The sequence below is a fragment of the Variovorax paradoxus EPS genome (assembly GCF_000184745.1).
In the GTDB taxonomy this organism is placed as follows: Bacteria; Pseudomonadota; Gammaproteobacteria; order Burkholderiales; family Burkholderiaceae_C; genus Variovorax; species Variovorax paradoxus_C.
The window spans coordinates 2,461,086-2,479,866 of the sequence record NC_014931.1; the positions used below are offsets into that span (position 1 = coordinate 2,461,086).

The 18,781-nt window shown below is 67.8% G+C and carries 19 protein-coding genes; 8 read left to right on the forward strand and 11 right to left on the reverse strand.

The window, feature by feature from the left end; genetic code table 11:
* Positions 1-119 precede the first annotated feature (119 nt).
* From VARPA_RS11380 to VARPA_RS11395, 4 genes are read left to right on the forward strand one after another with little or no spacing between them, the layout of a single operon-like run.
* Entirely contained in the window at positions 120-1,133 is a 1,014-nt protein-coding gene (locus tag VARPA_RS11380) for a sugar ABC transporter substrate-binding protein (protein WP_013540708.1), read from the forward strand.
* Positions 1,134-1,163: 30 nt separating this feature from the next.
* Positions 1,164-2,129, forward strand: coding sequence for an ABC transporter permease (locus tag VARPA_RS11385; RefSeq protein WP_013540709.1), 966 nt, complete (start codon positions 1,164-1,166; stop codon positions 2,127-2,129).
* Positions 2,129-2,926: an ATP-binding cassette domain-containing protein gene (locus VARPA_RS11390; RefSeq protein WP_013540710.1), complete on the forward strand. Its 798-nt coding sequence runs from the start codon at positions 2,129-2,131 to the stop codon at positions 2,924-2,926. The genes VARPA_RS11385 and VARPA_RS11390 overlap by 1 nt, the downstream gene beginning before the upstream one ends.
* Entirely contained in the window at positions 2,919-4,145 is a 1,227-nt protein-coding gene (locus VARPA_RS11395) for an ROK family transcriptional regulator (protein WP_013540711.1), read from the forward strand. Before VARPA_RS11390 ends, VARPA_RS11395 begins: the two co-directional genes overlap by 8 nt.
* 72 nt (positions 4,146-4,217) lie before the next feature.
* Here VARPA_RS11395 and VARPA_RS11400 read toward each other — a convergent pair whose 3' ends face one another.
* The 4 genes from VARPA_RS11400 to VARPA_RS11415 are packed head-to-tail and all read right to left on the reverse strand — an operon-like array spanning position 4,218 to position 8,911.
* A complete protein-coding gene (locus VARPA_RS11400; protein WP_013540712.1) occupies positions 4,218-5,357 on the reverse strand; it encodes a substrate-binding domain-containing protein in 1,140 nt (379 codons plus the stop codon).
* Positions 5,358-5,385: 28 nt separating this feature from the next.
* On the reverse strand, positions 5,386-6,477 hold the full coding sequence (locus VARPA_RS11405) for an ABC transporter permease (protein ID WP_013540713.1): 1,092 nt from the start codon (positions 6,475-6,477) through the stop codon (positions 5,386-5,388).
* Positions 6,474-7,991, reverse strand: a complete 1,518-nt coding sequence (locus VARPA_RS11410; RefSeq protein WP_013540714.1) for a sugar ABC transporter ATP-binding protein — start codon at positions 7,989-7,991, stop codon at positions 6,474-6,476. The genes VARPA_RS11405 and VARPA_RS11410 overlap by 4 nt, the downstream gene beginning before the upstream one ends.
* Positions 7,988-8,911 (reverse strand): SMP-30/gluconolactonase/LRE family protein, encoded by a 924-nt coding sequence (locus VARPA_RS11415; protein WP_013540715.1) that lies wholly within the window; start codon positions 8,909-8,911, stop codon positions 7,988-7,990. Before VARPA_RS11415 ends, VARPA_RS11410 begins: the two co-directional genes overlap by 4 nt.
* Positions 8,912-9,154: 243 nt before the next feature.
* On the opposite strand from VARPA_RS11415, the gene VARPA_RS11420 reads away from it, so the two are divergent.
* Entirely contained in the window at positions 9,155-10,165 is a 1,011-nt protein-coding gene (locus VARPA_RS11420; RefSeq protein WP_013540716.1) for a LacI family DNA-binding transcriptional regulator, read from the forward strand.
* A 22-nt stretch (positions 10,166-10,187) separates the two neighbouring features.
* Here VARPA_RS11420 and VARPA_RS11425 read toward each other — a convergent pair whose 3' ends face one another.
* Positions 10,188-11,258, reverse strand: a complete 1,071-nt coding sequence (locus tag VARPA_RS11425; RefSeq protein ID WP_013540717.1) for an L-idonate 5-dehydrogenase — start codon at positions 11,256-11,258, stop codon at positions 10,188-10,190.
* Between the two features lie 12 nt (positions 11,259-11,270).
* Positions 11,271-12,224 (reverse strand): 2-hydroxyacid dehydrogenase, encoded by a 954-nt coding sequence (locus tag VARPA_RS11430; protein WP_013540718.1) that lies wholly within the window; start codon positions 12,222-12,224, stop codon positions 11,271-11,273.
* A 168-nt stretch (positions 12,225-12,392) separates the two neighbouring features.
* Here VARPA_RS11430 and VARPA_RS11435 point away from each other — a divergent pair, with 168 nt between their 5' ends.
* From VARPA_RS11435 to VARPA_RS11445, 3 genes are read left to right on the forward strand one after another with little or no spacing between them, the layout of a single operon-like run.
* A complete protein-coding gene (locus VARPA_RS11435; RefSeq protein WP_013540719.1) occupies positions 12,393-13,154 on the forward strand; it encodes a glucose 1-dehydrogenase in 762 nt (253 codons plus the stop codon).
* A gap of 2 nt (positions 13,155-13,156) precedes the next feature.
* Positions 13,157-14,050 carry an NAD(P)-dependent oxidoreductase gene (locus VARPA_RS11440; RefSeq protein ID WP_013540720.1) on the forward strand — a complete coding sequence of 298 codons (894 nt, stop codon included), beginning with the start codon at positions 13,157-13,159 and terminating at the stop codon, positions 14,048-14,050.
* Between the two features lie 59 nt (positions 14,051-14,109).
* On the forward strand, positions 14,110-14,448 hold the full coding sequence (locus VARPA_RS11445; protein WP_013540721.1) for a hypothetical protein: 339 nt from the start codon (positions 14,110-14,112) through the stop codon (positions 14,446-14,448).
* A gap of 119 nt (positions 14,449-14,567) precedes the next feature.
* Here the strand turns inward: VARPA_RS11445 and VARPA_RS11450 are convergent, their stop codons facing one another.
* The 5 genes from VARPA_RS11450 to VARPA_RS11470 form a co-directional block, all read right to left on the reverse strand.
* Positions 14,568-15,032, reverse strand: a complete 465-nt coding sequence (locus VARPA_RS11450) for a DUF2846 domain-containing protein (protein ID WP_013540722.1) — start codon at positions 15,030-15,032, stop codon at positions 14,568-14,570.
* A 259-nt stretch (positions 15,033-15,291) separates the two neighbouring features.
* The gene (locus VARPA_RS11455) at positions 15,292-15,768 is read right to left on the reverse strand and encodes a hypothetical protein (protein ID WP_013540723.1); all 477 of its coding nucleotides are present in this window, start codon (positions 15,766-15,768) and stop codon (positions 15,292-15,294) included.
* A 164-nt stretch (positions 15,769-15,932) separates the two neighbouring features.
* A complete protein-coding gene (locus tag VARPA_RS11460; RefSeq protein WP_013540724.1) occupies positions 15,933-16,337 on the reverse strand; it encodes a DUF6194 family protein in 405 nt (134 codons plus the stop codon).
* Positions 16,338-16,355: 18 nt separating this feature from the next.
* Positions 16,356-17,324: a tripartite tricarboxylate transporter substrate-binding protein gene (locus VARPA_RS11465; protein WP_013540725.1), complete on the reverse strand. Its 969-nt coding sequence runs from the start codon at positions 17,322-17,324 to the stop codon at positions 16,356-16,358.
* A gap of 56 nt (positions 17,325-17,380) precedes the next feature.
* Positions 17,381-18,781: a sensor histidine kinase gene (locus VARPA_RS11470; protein ID WP_013540726.1), complete on the reverse strand. Its 1,401-nt coding sequence runs from the start codon at positions 18,779-18,781 to the stop codon at positions 17,381-17,383.

Below are 18,781 nucleotides of genomic sequence, written 5' to 3' on the forward strand. Positions count from 1 at the left end.
CGGTGCGCCGCAAGTGCGGGTTTTCGATAACTACAAGCACTTGATTTAGTCGGCTCCCTGAAACATAGTTGGCCCCGTTCAACAAGCCACAGGCGCATTGCCTGCCAAGGAGACCAACCATGTTCAGTTCGCGCAGCCGCCGCCGCTCCACCCTGACCCTCGCCATCCTTTCCGTCGCCGCATCCACGGCCTTCGCCGCCGGCGAGCCGGTCATCGGCCTCGTCACCAAGACCGAAACCAACCCCTTCTTCGTGAAGATGAAAGAGGGCGCGCAGGAAGAAGCCAAGAAGCTCGGCGCCAAGCTGCTGTCGGGCGCGGGCAAGGCCGACGGAGACAACGCGGGCCAGATCACCGCGATGGAAAACATGATCGCGGCCGGCGCCAAGACCATCCTCATCACGCCGAGCGACGCCAAGGCGATCGTGCCGGCGATCAAGAAGGCGCGCGACAAGGGGATCATGGTGATCGCGCTCGACAGCCCGGCCGATCCGCCGGACGCGACCGATGCGCTCTTCGCCACCAACAACTACACCGCCGGCGTCCTGATCGGCGAATACGCCAAGGCCGCGATGGCCGGCAAGACGCCCAAGATCGTCGCGCTCGACCTGCTGCCGGGTCACCCGGTCGGTGCACAGCGCCACAACGGCTTCATGAAGGGCTTCGGTCTCGCTGCGAACGACGCCAAGTCGAACGAGCTCTCGAAGGCGCCCGAAATCGTCTGCATGGCCGACAGCTTCGGCGACCAGGCCAAGGCGCAGACCGCGATGGAAAACTGCCTGCAGAAGGCGCCCGAGGTGAACCTGGTCTACACCATCAACGAACCCGCCGCGGCCGGTGCCTACAACGCGCTCAAGCGCGCGGGCAAGGAGAAGGGCGTGCTGATCGTCTCGGTGGACGGCGGCTGCCAGGGCATCAAGGACACCAACGCCGGCATCATCGCCGCGACCTCGCAGCAGTACCCGCTGAAGATGGCCGCCATGGGCGTGGCGGCGGGCGTGGAATTCGCCAAGACCGGCAAGAAGGCCTCGGGCTACGTCGACACCGGCGTGACGCTGATCGCCGGCAAGAGCGTGGCGGGCGTCGACAGCAAGGACACCAAGACCGGCGCCGAGCTGTGCTGGGGCAAGAAGTAAGCGGCGGGTAGTCCCAGAGAGAACACATCGATGGCGAAATCCGCAGCAGCAACGCACCACATTCCGTGGGGCGCCCTGGGGCCGTGGCTGGCCCTGCTCGGCGCATGCATCTTCTTCGCGACGCAGTCCGACCGGTTCCTGACCGGCGAGAACCTGTCGCTCATCCTGCAGCAGGTGATGGTGGTCGGCGTGATCGCCATCGGCCAGACGCTGATCATCCTCACGGCCGGCATCGACCTGTCGTGCGGCATGGTGATGGCGCTGGGCGGGATCATCATGACCAAGTTCGCGACCGAGCTCGGCATGCCCGTGCCGATCGCCATTCTTTGCGGCATCGGCGTGACGACGCTCTTCGGGCTCATCAATGGCTTGCTGGTCACGCGCATCAAGCTGCCGCCCTTCATCGTGACGCTGGGCACGCTGAACATCGCATTCGCGATCACGCAGCTCTATTCGTCGTCGCAGACCATCACCGACCTGCCCGCCGGCCTCACCGGTCTGGGCACCACCTTCGCCATCGGCAGCGCCGAAGTGGCGTGGGGCTCGGTGCTGATGGTGGCGCTCTACGGGCTCGCCTGGTTCGTTCTGCGCGAGACGGGTGCGGGCCGCCACATCTATGCGGTGGGCAACAACGCCGAGGCCACGCGCCTCGTGGGCATTCCGACGCAGCGCGTGCTGCTGGGCGTGTACGTGGCGGCGGGCGTGCTGTATGGCATCGCCTCGCTGCTGTCGGTGGCGCGCACCGGCGTGGGCGATCCGAATGCGGGGCAGACCGAGAACCTGGACGCCATCACCGCCGTGGTGCTCGGCGGCACCAGCCTTTTCGGCGGCCGCGGCATCGTGCTGGGCTCGCTCATCGGTGTGCTGATCGTGGGCGTGTTCCGCAACGGGCTCACGCTGATGGGCGTGTCGTCGATCTATCAGGTGCTGGTGACGGGCGTGCTCGTGATTCTTGCCGTGGCCGCGGACCAGCTCTCGCGCAAGGGAGCACGCTGATGAACACCGTAGCCAACCCAAAGATCGTCATGCAGGCCAAGGGCCTCGTGAAGCGCTACGGCCAGGTCACCGCGCTCGACGGCGTCGACTTCGAACTGCGCGAGGGCGAAATCCTCGCGGTGATCGGCGACAACGGCGCGGGCAAGTCCTCGCTCATCAAGGCGCTCTCGGGCGCGACCATTCCCGACGAGGGCGAGATCCTGCTCGACGGCGCGCCGGTGCACTTTCGCAATCCGCTCGACGCGCGGCGCGCGGGCATCGAGACGGTCTATCAAGACCTGGCCGTCGCGCCTGCGATGACCATCTACGAAAACCTGTTCCTGGGCCGCGAACTGCGTCGCCCCGGGTTTCTCGGCAACGTGCTGCGCATGCTCGACAAGAAGAAGATGCTGCAGGAAAGCGCAGCGCGCATGGCGGACCTGAAGGTCGGCATCCAGTCGATGACGCAGGCGGTCGAAACCCTCTCGGGCGGCCAGCGCCAGTGCGTGGCGGTGGCGCGCAGCGCGGCCTTCGCGCGGCACGTGGTCATCATGGACGAGCCGACCGCGGCGCTCGGAGTGAAGGAGGGCAACATGGTGCTCGAGCTCATCCGCCGGGTGCGCGACCGCGGCCTGCCGGTGGTGCTCATCAGCCACAACATGCCGCATGTGTTCGAGGTGGCCGATCGCATTCACGTCGCGCGGCTGGGCAAGCGCGCGGCGGTGCTCAACCCGAAGAAGATCAGCATGAGCGACACGGTGGCCGTGATGACCGGTGCCATGACTGCCGACCAACTGCCCGCGGAGGCGCATGCCTGATGCGGAAGTTTCTTCTGCGCGCCCACCCGACCTGCTGCGCCCTCGCGGCTCCAACCAGGTCGGCATGCGCCAGTTCAACGAGCGCGTGGTGCTGCAGGCGCTGCGCGTTCACACGAGCCTGCCCAAGGCCGACCTCGCGCGGCTGACCGGACTGAGCGCGCAGACCATCGGGCTCATCACCGCGCGGCTCGAGGAAGACCAACTCATCGTCAAGCAGAGCCGGGTGCGCGGGCGCATCGGGCAGCCCTCGGTGCCGCTGGCGCTTAACCCCGATGGCGCCTTCGCCGTCGGCATCAAGGTGGGGCGGCGCGGCGCGGAGTGGCTCTTGATCGACTTCACCGCGCAGGTGCGCGAGCGCCATGCGATGAGCTACGACTTTCCCGATGCGAATGCGCTGCTGCCGGCGATTGCCGAGCACATCCATCGGCTGCGTGATGGGCTCGGCCCGCTGGCCGCGCGCAATGTCGGCGTGGGCCTGGCCGCGCCGTTCCTGCTCGGCGGTTGGCATCGCACGCTGGGCCTCTCGAAGGCGCAGTCGGACGAATGGAACCAGATGGACCTGCTGGCCGAAGTGCGGGCGCGCACCGAGGTGCCGGTGAGCTTCGCGCGCGACACGGTCGCGGCCTGCGTGGCCGAACTGGTCGGCGGACGCGGGCACGACCTGAAGAGCTTTCTCTACATCTTCGTCGACACCTTCGTGGGCGGCGGGCTGGTCATCAACTCGCACCTGCACACGGGCGCGCACAGCAACGCGGGCGCGCTGGCTTCGTTGCCGATGCAGTCGGTGCGGGCTGATGGCGCACTGCCGCCGCAGGTGATGGCCGAGGCCTCGCTGTGGGAGCTGGAGCAGCGCCTGCAAGGCGAAGGGCTCGATCCCACGGCCGCTTACGACGACCGCGCGCTGCAGCCGCCTTTTGCCGCCGCGACGCAGGCCTGGCTCGGCTCCGCATCGCTGGCACTGGCGCACGCCATCGTCAGCAGCACCGCGGTGCTCGATCTCGCCGACGTGGTGATGGACGGTTCCATGTCGCGCGCATTGCTGCAGGCGCTGCTCGATCAGACGCGCGCCGCGCTCGCGCAATGCAACTGGGAAGGGCTATGGCCTCCGCAGTTGCATGGTGGCAGGGTAGGCGCGCAGGCCTGTGCGCTCGGCGGGGCGATGCTGCCGCTGCACGCCAACTTCGCGCCCGACCACGACGTGTTCCTGAAAGCGGCCTGAGCGCGGCCTGCAGACCTTGCGAAGCGAAGGCTTCGCTGGCGGCGTGGGCCGTTCCATCGCCACCGATCGCGCCTACTTCGGCGCGGCCACCCACACCGCCTTGTATTGCGCCCGATAACCGTTGTCCGGATCGAACACGTTCTTCGGCCCGCCGTCCTTGCCCACGTTGCCCGTCGTCACCAGGTGCACCTTCGGCACATAGCCCGACCACTTCTCCTTGGCGAAGGCGCGGTTGAGTTCGTCGACGATCTGCCAGCCCTGCATGTTGAGCGGCTCGGGCACCGTGCCGGCCTGGTAGCGCTGCGTGCGGATGCGCTGGTAGGCGGCCTCGGAGCCGTCGCCGGCCGACACCGCCTTGGGCGATCCATCGCCCTTCTTGCCCGCCGCCGTGAGCGAGGGGCCCATGAAATCGAAGTACAGGTCGTTGATGGCCAGCGAATGCGTCCACTTGTCGCCGAAGCGCTGTAGCAGCGACGTGGTGAGCTGCGGCATGCGGGTGGAGCTTTCGGAGATCGGGCTGTCCTCGAAGCTCAGCACGGTGCAGCCGCCGCACTTCTTGATGACCGCTTCCATCGCGCGCGCCTTGTAGAGCGCAATGGCGTACTGCGAGTCGGTGAAGATCACCACGCCGGCCTTGCCGCCCGAGTCGGCCACCACCCACGAGGCGGCGACGTCGGCCACGTCGTCGGTCACGGTGGTCACGTTGGCATAGAGGCCGGCCTTGTCGTTTGGCCCGGGCTGCTCGCCCGAGTGCCAGCCGACCAGCGGAATGCCCGACTTGGCCGCGCCAGCGAACGCCGCCTTCTGCTCGGTGGTGTCGAAGCCGCCGACCACGATGCCCGCGGGCTTGACGGCCAGCGCCTGGTTGAGTGCCGCGGTGCGCCCGCTGACAGTGCCCTGGCCGTCGATGACGCGCACCGTCCAGCCGATGGCGCGCGCCGCTTCCTCCACGCCCTTGCTCACGCCCACGATGCCGCCGTTCTTCATGTCGCCCGCGACGAAGACGATGGTCTTGCCCGCGGCGGCCTTGGGGCCGGTGGTGGGGCCGTCCCACTTCTCCTTGGTCATGGTGGCGATCTCGACCTTTTTCTTGGCTGCATCCAGGAAGTCGTCGGCCATCGCCTTGGGCGCCAGCGCGGCGGCGCACAGCGCCAGCACGGCGGCGGCGACGGCGCGCGCGGGAACCACACTCTTCTCACTCTTCTTCTTCATGCTTGTCTCCAGTCGTTGCGGTGAACCGTCACTTCGACGGCGTTGAGGGAACCGGTTGTTGCGCATGGTCGAGCTGGCGCTCGGCGATGCGCCGCTTGATCGAGCGGTTGCGCCGCTGCTGTGCCCAGCCCGCGATGCCGATGGACACCAGCAGCGTGAGCCCGTTGAACAGCGGCTCGACATAGAAAGCACCGCCGAACTGCTGGATGCCCGAGATGCCGATCGCAAGAATCGCCACGCCCACCAGCGTGCCCCACACGTTCACCCGGCCCGGCCGGATGGTGGTGGAGCCGAGAAAGGCGCCGACCAGCGCCGGCAGCAAGAATTCGAGTCCCACGCTGGCCTGGCCGATCTGCAGGCGCGAGGCGAGCAGCACGCCCGCAAAGCCCGAGAGCAGGCCCGAGGCGACGAAGGCGCCCATCACGTGCTTGCGCACCGCGATGCCGTTGAGTTGCGCCGCCTTCGGGTTGGCGCCGATCACATACAGCGCCCGCCCCAGCGGCGTGAACTCGGTAACGACCCAGAGCGTGACGCTCACCGCGAGCACGTAGAACGCGCCGATGGGCAGGCCCAGCAGGCTGCCGCCCGCGATGCCGACGAAGCCATCGGGCAGGTCGCCGACCACCTGGCGTCCGCCGCTGTGCCACATCGCGACCGCATAGATCACGGTGCCGGTGCCCAGCGTGGCGATGAAGGAATCGATCTGCGCGAGCTCGACCAGGAGGCCGTTGAGCACGCCGAACAAGGCTGCGCACAGCAACACGATGAGCACCGCCGCCGGCCACGGCAGGCCCAGTTGCGTCTGCAGGCTGATCGCCAGGATGTGCCACAGCACGATGCCGTAGCCCACGGTGAGGTCGATCTTGCCGGTGATCATCGGGATGGTCGCGGCGAGCGCCAACAGCGCGATCACCGACTTGTCGGCCAGGATCGCGCGCAGATTGAACAGCGTCGGAAAGGTGTCGGGCAGCAGCAGCGAGAACAGCAGGGCGAGGCCCACCATCAGCGCGACGAGGCCATAGACCGGCATCGCGCGGCCGATGCGCTGCGCAAGAGAAACAGCTTCGCCGTCGAGCGACTTGTCGGGCTCGAGGGCGGTGGATTTGATCGAACTGCTCATGCGGAAATTTCCTCGTGCGCCGCGACGGCGCCTGCTGCCAATGCCAAAAGTTTTTCCACCGTGATCGCATCGCCCGTCAGTTCGGCGGCGATCAGCCCGTCGCGGAAGACGAGCACGCGGGTGCACACGGTCGCGATTTCCTCGAAGTCGGTGGAGACCACCACCAGCGCGGTGCCGGCCTCCGCGCGCTCGCGCAGCACGCCGTAGATCTGCCGCTTGGCGCCGACGTCGACGCCGGCCGTGGGCTCTTCGAGCACCACGAGCGGTTTGTCGAGGTGGAACCATCGCGCCAGCACCACCTTCTGCTGGTTGCCGCCCGAGAGCTGCTGCACTTCGGCGGACGGCGCGGGCGGGTTGATGTCGAAGCGGCGGATCAATGCGAGCGCACTGTCGTTCTCGCGGCGCGGGCGGTCGAAGGCCAGGCCGCGATCGCCATGCAGCGCGGCGTTGGGGAAGAGGTTCTCCAGTACCGTCATCGAGCCGGCGAGGTTTTCTTCGAGGCGCTCGCCGGCGACATACGCCACGCCCGCGCGAATGGCATCGGCGGGGCAGGTGAACGCGCATTCGTTGCCGAGCAACCGCATGCGGCCGGCCGACAACGGCTCGCGCCCGAAGATCGCGCGGCTGATGGCTTCGTGCCCCGCGCCGCGCAGGCCGACGAGCCCCAGCACTTCGCCGCGGCGCACAGAGAGGCTCAGCGGGCCGGCATTGCCGCTGGCCGCGCCGTCCAGCTGCAGCACCGGCGCGCTTGCTGCCGGAACGCTCGCCTTGGGCACCGAGGCCGAGAGCGCCTTGCCGACGATCAGCCCGACCAGTTCGCTTTCGTTGGTGTGCGCGGTGGTCTTGACGGCCACCAGCTTGCCGTCGCGCATGACGGCGGCGCGATCGGAGATGGCCATCACTTCGTCGAGCCGGTGCGACACATAGAGCATCGCCATGCCTTGGCGCCGCAGTTCGCGCAGCACGCCGAACATGCGCTCCACGTCGCTCATCGGCAGGCTGGCCGAAGGTTCGTCGAGCACCAGCAGGCGGGCCTTGACTTCGAGCGCGCGGCCGATGGCGAGCAACGATTTCTCTGCCCGCGTGAGCGAGAACACGCGGCGGCCGGGGTCGATGTCGCAGCCCACGCGCGCCATCACGCGGCGCGCGGTGTCGTTCGCGGCGGACCAGTCGATGAGCCCGAAGCGGCGCGGGTAGCCGGTGCCCAGGCCCACGTTCTCCGCCACGGTCATCCATTCGACGAGGCCCAGGTCCTGGTGGATGAAGGCGACGGGCTGCTCGCGGCGGTCGGTGCGCCGCCATGCGGCTTGCGGCTGGCCGTCGAAAAGAATCTCGCCCTGGTCCGCGGGATAGATGCCCGCGAGCAGCTTGATGAGCGTGGACTTGCCCGCGCCGTTCTCGCCGAGCAACGCGAGGATTTCTCCGGCGCGCACATCGAGCGTCACGTGGTCCACGGCCTGCGTGCCGCCGAAGCGTTTGCAGAGGGACTGGAATTGCAGCAGGGGCGCGTTCATGGGCATGTCGCTCCGCGTGTGTGGAGGCGGATGCGATAGAGCGAGGTGGAGGCGCACACGTAGAGCTCGTTGCCGTCGCTGCCGCCGAAGCTGAGGTTGCCCACCTTCTCCGGCACGGCGATGCGCGCCATGCGCGTGCCGTCGGGGTGGTAGACCTGCACGCTGTCGGCGCTGCTCGTGTAGAGAAAACCGTTCACGTCGATGCGAAAGCCGTCGGAGAGCCCCGGGTTCACCACGGCGAACACGCGCGGGTTGGCGAGGTCCTGCCCGCCGATCACATCGAAGGCGACGATGTGGTGGTGGCCCGAGCCGTCGGTGCGCAGCGCGGCCGAGGTGTCGCTCACATAAAGAATGCTTTCGTCGGGCGAGAAGGCCAGGCCGTTCGGCTCCTCGATGATGTCGCTCACCGAGCGCAGTGCGCCGGTGGCGGGGTCGAAGCGAAAGACATGGTTGCGGCCCAGTTCGCTCTCGGCCTTGTGGCCTTCATGGTCCGAGACGATGCCGTAGGGCGGATCGGTGAACCAGATGCTGCCGTCGCGCTTCACGATCACGTCGTTCGGCGAATTGAGGCGCCGGCCCTGGTAGCGGTCGACCACCACCTCGTCGACCAGCGGCACGAAGCCCGGGCCGAAGCGCGTTCGCACGATGGCGCGCCGGCCGTGCGAGCAATGGAGCAGGGCGCCATCGGCCTCGCGCGTGTGGCCGTTCGTGAACTCCACGCCTTCGCGCCACACGGTCATGCCGGTGTCGGCGTGCCAGCGCAGCATGCGGTTGTTGGGAATGTCGCTCCACAGCACCGCGCCGTCTTCGCGCATCCACACGGGGCCTTCGCTCCATGCGGCCCCGGTGCACAGGCGTTCGAGCAGGGGTGAGCCATGGGCCACGGATGCGAAACGGGCGTCGAAGACTTCGATGGTCATGGCCGAAGTCTGGCATCGAATGTGATACCGGTAACCTAGGCTTTTCCCGAACACGGATAGAACCGGTCATCACTCTAGAATTTCCTCGATGTCGGAGGTCGGTGGATCGAATCAAGGAAGCGGATTTTTGGTTATCGGTATCTGCCGACTCACTCGCATCCCTCGCATATCCTCAGACCCCATTCCAGAGAGAGCAACTTGCCCCCGACCAAAGCCCCCGCTCCCCCGTCCCGCCCGGCAACGATGGCCGACGTGGCCGCGCGCGTGGGCGTCTCGAAGATGACGGTGTCGCGCGCGCTCAACCGCAGCGCGGGCAGCGACCGCGCGACCTCCGAGGCGCTGCGCCAGCGCATCCTGCAGGCCTGCGAGGACATGGGCTATGTGATCGACCAGACGGCGCGCACCTTCTCGAGCAAGCGCTCGGGCTTCATCGCGGTGCTGATTCCGTCTCTCAACAATTCCAACTTTTCAGAGACCGCGCAGGGCATCACCGCGGCCGTGGAAGCGCGCGGCCTGCAGGTGCTGCTCGGGTACACCGACTACCGCGTGGAGAACGAAGAGCGCCTGCTGCGCGCCATGCTCGCGCGCCGGCCCGAAGGCGTGATCCTCACCGGGGGCTCGCACACCCCCGCCGCGCGCGCCATGCTGCAAGCGGCCGGCGTGCCGGTGGTCGAGACCTGGGATCTGCCCGACCAACCGGTGGAGCACACGGTCGGCTTCTCGAATGCGGAGGCGGCCGGCGCCATGGTGCGGCACCTGCATGGCCAGGGTTACCGGCGCATCGCGTTCATCGGAGGCACCTCGAACCGCGACACGCGCGGTGCCGACCGGCAGCGCGGCTACGCGCAGGCGATCCGCGAACTCGGCCTGCCCGACGGCCGCGTGATCAGCTTCGGCCAGCCGCCCATCTCGATGGCGCAGGGCGGCGAAGCGGTGGCGCAGCTGATCCGCCAGTGGCCCGACGTAGACGCGGTGCTCTGCGTGTCCGACCTCTCGGCGTTCGGCGCCTTGATGGAATGCCAGCGCCGCGGTTGGAACGTACCGGGCCGCATCGCGATCGCGGGCTTCGGCGACTTCGAAGTCGCGCGCGCCTGCCATCCGCGCATCACCACCGTGGCGGTGGATTGCGTGGGCCTGGGCAAGGCGGCCGGCGAGCTGCTGCTGCGCGTGATGGATGGCGCCGCCGACGGCCATCGCCCGCCGCCGGAGACGGTGATGATCCCGTTCCAGATCACCCAGCGCGAGAGTTCCTGAGGCTGTTCCCGCGAAGGCAGGCTCAGGCGGTTGCGGCTTCCCCGAAGTCCGCAAAATCGATCAGCACCTTCATCGCCTGCTTCCGGTCGCTCGCCAGCTCGAAGGCCTCGCGCGCTTTCAGCATCGGGAAGGTGTGCGACACCACCGGCGACAGGTCGATCCGCCCTTCGTTGATGAGCCGCACCGCAAGCGCGAACTCCGCATGAAAGCGGAAGGAGCCGCAGATGCTCAGCTCCTTGGCCACCACCATGTTCTGCGGAATGCTCACGTCGCCGCCCAGGCCCAGCTGAACGACGATGCCGCGCGGACGCATCACCTCCAGGCCGTCGCGCAGTGCGCGCTCGTTGCCCGAGCATTCGAGCATCACGTCGAAAGTGCCCTTGTCGGCCGCGTAGCGCGACACCCAGGTCTTGTCCTGCACGACGTTGACGGTGCTGTCGGCGCCGATGGCGCGCGCGATCGCGAGCGGCTCGTCGACCACGTCGGTCGCGACGATTTCGGCCGCGCCGTGCACGCGCGCCGCCGCAATCGCCAGCACGCCGATGGGCCCGCAGCCCGACACCAGCACGCGCTTGCCCAGCAAGGAACCGGCCCGCGACACCGCGTGCAGCCCGACCGAGAACGGCTCGGCCAATGCCGCGAGGCGAAGCGGCACGTGGTCGGCCACCTTCACGCATTGCGTGGCCTCGCAGAGCAGCATGTTGCGGAACGCCCCCTGCACATGCGGCGTGCGCATCGCGCTGCCGTAGAAGCGCATCTCCAGGCACTGGTTGGGCAGGCCTTCGAGGCAGAACTTGCAGGCGCCGCACGGCCGGCTCGGGTTGATAGCGACCTTGTCGCCGATGCGCACGCTCTCCACGCCCGGCGCCACCGCGACCACGGTGCCCGCCACTTCATGGCCCAGCACCATCGGCTCCTTGATGCGCACGGTGCCGAAGCCGCCGTTGTGAAAGTAGTGCAGGTCGGAGCCGCAGATGCCGCCCATGCCGACCTTCACCAGCACCTGGCCCGGGCCGATTTCGCCGGCGTCCTGTTCGTCGAGCCGGAGGTCGTCCGGCGCATGGATCACGAGGCACATACAACGCATACGCATGGAATTTTTCCTTCAGGCGACGGGGGTGATGAGAGGCAGGCCGCCGAAGTGCGCCTGCAGGTTGCGGCGCACCAGCTCGCCCATGGCGCGGCGCGTCTGTTCGGTGCCGCTGCCATGGTGCGGATGCAGCACCACGTTGTCGAGCGCCGCGAAGCGCGGGTCAATGCGCGGCTCGTTGAGGAACACGTCGAGCGCCGCGCCCGCAATGGATTTCTCTTCGAGCGCCTGCAGCATCGCGCCCTCGTCGACGGTGGTGCCGCGCGACACGTTCACGAGCCAGCCGGCGGGGCCCAGCGCCTGCAGCACTTCGGCGTCGACGATGCCCCGCGTGGCCTCGCCGCCCGGCAGGATGACGATCAGCACATCGCACCAGTCGGCCATGGCCGTCAGGCTGGCGAAGTGGAGGTGCGGGCTGTCCGCCTTCGGCGTGCGGCTGAAGTAACCCAGCTCGACGTCGAAGCCCGACAGCCGCCGCGCGATGGCACTGCCGATGCGCCCGAAACCCGCGATGCCGATGCGCTGGCCGAAGACGCGCGTGGTCAGCGGCATGCCGCCGTTGGCCCAGGCACCGCTGCGCACGAAGGCATCGCCTGCCGGAATGCGCCGCTGCAGCGCCAGCGTGAGCCCGACAGCGAGGTCGGCCACGTCGCCGTTGAGCACGTCGGGCGTGTTGGTCACGCGGATGCCGCGCGCGCGGCAGGCGGCGAGGTCGATGCCGTCGGTGCCGACGCCGTAGCAGGCGATCAGCTCCAGGGCGGGCAAGGCGGCGATGAGCTCGGTGTTCGCGCCCAGTTCGCCGCGCGTGGCCACCGCACGGATGTTCGGCGCGTGTTCGGCGATGAAGGCCTGCCGGTCGGGCGCCTCCCACAAGCGATGCAGCGTGTACTGCGACCGCAGGGGCGCCATGTCCCATTCGGGGTAGGTGCCGGGCATCAGCACATGCGGGGATGGGGTGGCAGCGGTCAAACGGTTCTCCTGCGGTGCAACTGCAAATAAGGTATCGGTAACTCTAGAGGCCCAGAAGGAGAGATGGAATGCAGGTTTCACCCATTGACGGCTTTTAAAGATACCGGTAACTTAAAAAAGCTGTCACGCACCAATCCCGCATCCGCTTTCCTTCGCAAGGAGCTTTTCTTGAAACTGTTCGACCTGTCCGGGCGCATCGCCCTCATCACCGGCTCCAGCAAGGGCATCGGCTTCGCGCTGGCCGCGGCGCTCGGTGCGGCCGGCGCGCGCGTCGTGCTCAATGCGCGCGACGCCGCCTCGCTCACTGTGGCCCGCGATGCGCTGCGCGCCCAGGGCGTGGCGGCCGAGGCCGTGTCCTTCGACGTCACCGACGCAGCTGCCGTGGAAGCCGCCGTGGCCCGCATCGAAGCGGAGATCGGCCCGATCGAGATCCTCGTCAACAACGCCGGCATGCAGCACCGCGGCCCCTTCGCCGAATTTCCGATCGATGCCTGGCACAAGATCACCACCACCAACATCGACAGCGTGTTCCTCGTCGGCCGCTTCGTGGCGCAGCGAATGATCGAGCGGCAGCGCGGCAAGATCATCAACGTGTGCTCGGTGCAGAGCGAATTGGGCCGGCCCAACATCGCGCCCTACGCCGCCACCAAGGGCGCGGTGAAGATGCTCACCAAGGGCATGGCCATCGACCTCGGCAAGCACGGCATCCAGGTCAACGGCCTCGGCCCCGGCTACTTCAAGACCGAACTCACCGAAGCGCTGGTGAACGACGAAGCCTTCACCGCGTGGCTCTCGGGCCGCACGCCGGCCGGCCGCTGGGGCGATGTGCAGGAACTGGGCGGCGCGGCCATCTTCCTGGCCTCGGATGCCTCGAGCTTCGTCAACGGCCACATCCTCTACGTCGACGGCGGCATCACCGCCAGCCTCTGACCATGACATTCAACCGCCAGCGCATCGCCGTGATCGGCGTCGGCATCATGGGCTCGGCCATTGCGCGCCGATTGCTCGAATGCGGGCACGCGGTGAGCGTGTTCGATCTCGACGAGGCCAAGGTCCAGGCGCTGCAAGCGCAGGGCGCCCACGCCGCGCCGACAGCGGCCGATGCAGCGGCTGCGAGCGATTTCGTGATCACGAGCCTCAACGCGGCCGCCGTGGTCGAACGCGCACTCTTCGGTGAGAACGGCGTGGCCGATGCACCGGCGGACGCGCAGCGCCTGGTGATCGACATGTCGTCCATCGATCCTCCATCCACCCGCCGGCTCGCGCAGACGCTGCGCGAACGCACCGGCATGGGATTCGTGGATGCGCCGCTCTCGGGCGGCGCGCCCAAGGCGCTGCTCGGGCAATTGACGGTGATGGCCGGCGGCAGCGCCGGCGATGTGACGCGCGCCCGCGCCGTCATGGACAGCCTCTGCGCCAACTACACCCACATGGGCGAGAGCGGCGCCGGGCAGACCACCAAGCTGGTGAACCAACTGCTGTGCGCCATCGGCTTCCAGGCCGTGGCAGAGGCGGTGCGAATCGCCGAAGCCGGCGGCGTCGATGCCTCGAAGCTGCCCGCGGCCCTCGCTGGCGGACGCGCCGACAGCCAGATCCTGCGCGAGTTCGGTCCCAAGATGGCCGCGCGCGACTACACGCCCACCGGCCGCATCGACAACATGCTCAAGGACCTCGAGGCGGTCCAGGGTTTTTCGCAAGGCCAGCGACTGCCGTTGCCGCTCGCGGGCACCGTCTCGGAGCTGCATCGCACCTTCGTGGCGGCCGGCCTCGGACCCGAGGACACGGCGGCCATGATGCGGCAGTTCGACGGCTATGCCCGCGGCTGAGAAGTCCTGAACGCGCACCGATTCACATCCATCGAACTCAATCAAGGAAACGAAAAATCATGTTCATCCGCTGCGCGTTTTTCAAAGGGCAGGTCAAGCCCGGCATGGAGCAGGCTTTCAATCGCCATGTGCACGAGACACTCGTGCCGCTGTGGACCCGCTTCCCCGGCGCGCTCGAAGTGCGCGTGCTGCGCCAGCTGGAAAGCGATGTGGGCGATCCGGAACTGGCGATGGTGCTGTCGATCCGCTACGCGACCCGCGAAGACATCGCGCGGGCGCTCGATTCACCCGTTCGCTACGAAAGCCGCGAAGCTTCCAAGGCGCTCTTCGACATGTTCGACGGGACCGTTTTCCACACGGTCTTCAGCGCGGACGAGTTCCCGCTTCCTGCCGCTTGAATGTGCCCGATGCAAGCTGCGTGAAGTCGGGGTGGCCGACCATTTCTTGGGTGAAGGCCAATGGGAGTTGCCTGGGGACAGCGATCGGCCGCTTGCGATCACTTCCCCAGAAACACGGTTTAGTTGCCGCAAGTGCCCGGCTGGGCCATGCCGAGTGAGGCTATATCAGCCTTGCCTTGCGCCTCGGGAATCTGCTCCAGGTCGGCGCCGCCTACGAAAGCGCCCATCTTGATGAACTGCCGCACGAAGTAGTTCTTGCCGGCTTCCATGAAGACCTCCAGGGAATTGGGCGAGAACTCCGATTCCGTTTCGATCTTGTTCTTCTTGCCGCCCTCGACCTGCGTGTAGAAGAACACGTCGGATGCACTCTCGCCCAGGCACTTTCCGTTGACCAGGATGTCTTTCTTCAAAGCCTTTCCGACGAAGCTGTTGCGATAGACATAAAGGCCGGATTTCCCTGCGGCCGGGGCACTGAACTGCTTGGCCTTGTCGCTCTCCTCCTTGCTGGCCATGTTGACGGAAGCGCATCCTGTCATCAGCAGCGCCGACAGGACAACGATGCTGCTCTTGTGATTGATCTTCATTTTTCTGATCTCGGTAGTGCACATAAAGACCGAGTCCTCCCTGAACCCGGCCGCTTGCGGCGGGATGCCACGAGCGGCGCCATTATGCTTTTGGCTGCCAAGTGCAATCTGAGTTCAGACCTCGAATTCCCGCCGAAATTGATGTTCGGGAACTCCCCTGTTCGGAGGTCTCCGCCATCCCGATCAATCACGCTGACGCAGCACTGATGTGTCGCACGCAGTGAGTCCTTGTCCGTGCGCGGCGGCTCGCCCGCTGCGCTCATTGGCTCGCCGATGCGTGCAGGTCGCGCGGCAGCCGCAGCGTGCTTGCGCTGGCTCCCTCGGGGCAGGGGCCGTCGGAATAGATCGCATCGCCCTCGGGCATGACGCACTTGCTCACCACGGTGACGGCGGGTGCTGCCTTGGCGGGCTCGGCGGAAGCTTCGAAGTTCGCATTCGCCGGCGATGCGCGCTGGAACACCGGCATGGCCGGCTCGACTGATGAACGCTTCACCGAATCGGGCAACCCGAGGCGGCCGGCGGATTGGGTGGCCTCGACATAGGCGGGCATGACCGCAGGCGGCGGGGCCGGTGCGCGCGCCGCGTTCTCGCGCACCAGGTCTTTCAACGTCACGTAGAAGAGAGACATCGCCACCAGCGCCACGGCCAGGCACGGTGCCCAGTACTGTTCGGAACCGGCGCGGGACGGCGAGGCATCGCGCGCCTCGAAGGTGTCGATCGTGTGTTGCAAGCTCATGGCGCAGGCTCCGTATTCGTGTCCTGCGGTTGTAAGCGGCGGAAGCTGCGCGCCGCTGTAGGCCTGCGCCATGCGTCTTGACGGAATCCACCCCGAAACCGCTACGGAGAAGATCGCTGTCCCGCCCCTTGGCGCGAGCGCACCAAGGGTCGGCCGCCGACGGGTTACCTGGTTTTGTCTCGCGCGGCCGCGAGGTTGTGGGCTTCGGCGATCAACGGCTTCACCGTCTCGAAGGTCCTGTCGCTCGGGTTGATCACGCTGACCCAGTGCATCTTTCCGTACACCGGATGCGGCATCAGCCGGTCGAGCGCGGCGTAGTCGATGCCTGCGGGTTCCTGCTCACCGAACAGCGCGCGAAAGCTCTCCTTGCCGACGCCGATGTTCAGGCGAAAGACGCCCGGCCGGTCCAGCTTCGACGCGTTGTCGGATTCGTGGTCCTTCGTGACGATGGTCGCGAAGGGAAACTTGTTGTCCGCACCATGAAAGAAGAAGGTGTTGTCATCGGCGACCTGGAAGTGGCCGCCGCCGAGCATGTCGATGATGTGTTGGGTGATGTCGTCTTCGGTCATGGCAAGGAAGGATGTTCTTCAAGGCTTCCAGCGGCGCAATCCGAGCTCGTCCGCGAGCGCCTGGTAGGTCTTGATGCGGGCCTGCACGTAGTCGTCGAGCGCGGCGCCGGTGAGCGCGAAAGGATAAAGGCTGTGCCGCTCGCGCAGCGCCGCGTAGCCCGGCGCGGCCGTGGCTTCGGCGAATGCGGCGGTCCAGGCGCGCACAGAAGCTTCGGGCACGTTGGCGCTCAGGTACAGGCCGCGCACGGTCGGCCAGACGATGTCCACGCCTTGCTCGCGCGCGGTCGGCACGCCGGTGAGCGCGCCGCCCAGCCGCGCTTCCGACAGCACGGCCAGCAGGCGCACCGCCGCGCCGCCCGCCATGGCCTGCAGCGCTTCGGCCGCATCGCCGGGGAACACATCGACGTGCTTGCCCTGCAGCGCGCCGAGCGCATCGCCGCCACCTTCGAAGGAGACAAAGCGCATCGCCTTGTGGTCGCGGCCCGCGGCGCGCACCAGCAGCGCGGCCTTCACCCAGTCCTGGCTGCCGACCGTGCCGCCCGCGCCGAATGTCATGCGCGAGGGGTCTTGCCGCAGCGCGGCGACCAGGTCCTGCAGGCGCTTGTAGGGCGAGTCGCGGTGCACGGCGATCACGCCGTAGTCGGTGCCGAGCGTGGCGATCCAGCGCACGGCCGATGGCGGATGCGGCCCGAAGCGGCCCTGCGCCAGGTTGAGCAGCGAGCCGCTGGAGAACGCGACCAGCGTGCCCGCACCGCCGAGCTGGCCGGTGGCGATGCGGTCGAAGGCGACGGCGCCGATGCCGCCCGGCAGGTAGCGCTGGCCCAGCGGCGGACGCGAAGGACGCACCGCCTGCAGCGCATCGCGCGCGAGGGTGCAGGTGAGGTCGAAGCCGCCGCCGGCCTTGGCAGGGATCACGCAATCGGCCGCGGCCAGAGACGGGTCGCCGGACTGCGCTGTGGCGATGTCGGGCACGAGCAGTGCAGGCATTGCACGAAGCACAACGCGTCGGGTGAGAAGGGGAGACTGCATGGAAATTTACGCCGCTAGCTGGCCGCCGGCCGGGGCCACCAGATGATCGCATGCAGCCCTGTGCCGGCTTCCCGCGCCTCGAGCCGCAATTCGCCCCGGTGCCGCTGCGCGATCGAGCGCGCAATCGCCAGCCCGAGACCGAAGCCGCCTTTGCCCGCACGCGCGCCGCGGCGAAAGCGCTGGCCCAGCGCGGCGCGTTCTTCGTCGCTCAAACCCGGGCCGTTGTCCTCGACGTTGAGGCTCCAGCCCGCGGCATCGCCCGCGGCAAAGAGGGTGATGGTTCCTTCGACCGGCGTGTAGGTGATCGCGTTCGCCACGAGGTTGCTCAAGGCCTCGCGCAGCAGCCCCCGGTCCGCGACCGCGAAGAACTCGGGCGCGGGCGCATGGATGCCCAGGTCGATGCGCTTGGCGCGCGCGAGCGGCAACAGGTCGACCGCCACTTCGCGCAGCAGCGCCGCGAGGTCGAACTCGGCCGGTTCCACCGCCACCGTGTCGCTGCGGCCCAGCGCAAGCAGTTGCTGCGCGCTGCGCGTGGCGCGGCCGATCTCGGTGCCGAGCGCATCGAGCGCGGCGCGCACCTGCGCGGGGTCTTCCTCGCGCCTCGCGTAGTCGGCCTGCATCTGCAGCGTGGTGAGGTGCGTGCGCAACTGGTGCGAGGCGTCGTCCAGAAATTGGCGCTGCTGCGTCACGAGGTCCTGCGTGCGCGACATCTGCTGGTTGACCGCATCCACCAGCGGTCGCACTTCGGCGGGCAGGTCGGTCTCGGCGATGCGCGTCAGGTCGTCGGGCGTGCGCGCCTCGACCTCGCGCGCGAGCCGCGACAGCGGCCGCAGCGCCGCGGCCAACGCGATGGCGGTGCCGCACAGCAGCAACGCCAGCACCAGCCCGTCGCGCAACGCGGCGCTGCGCACGAAGCGCGCCGTGAACTCCTGCCGCGAGCGCGTGCTCTCGCCGATCTGGATCAGCACGCTGCGCCCGGTGCTGCCGGCCGGCGCACGGTCCAGGTCGCGCCGGTAGGCCGCGAGCCGCACGGCCTCGCCGAAGTAGGTCGCGTCGTAGAAGGCCGGCACGCCCATCTTCAGTTCGGCGGGCGGCGCGGGCAGATCGGCGCTGCCGAGTTCGACGAGCCCATCGGAAGTCGCCACCCGAAAGAACACCTGGCCGCTCGCCGTGAGCTCGAAGAACTCGAACATCGTGTACGGCAGCTCGACCGACAGGCCGCCCGACGCTGTGGAGATGTTGGCGTCGATGGACTTGAGCGCGCCCAGCAGCGAGCGGTCATACGCCGCGTTGGCGGCGGCGAGCGCATCGTGCCGTGTCATCCAGAGTTCGAGGCCCGTCACCACCAGGAGGGCAGGAAACAACAGCAGCGCGAGCCGCTGCCAGAGGCTCGCGCGGCGCAGGAAGCTCGGCAT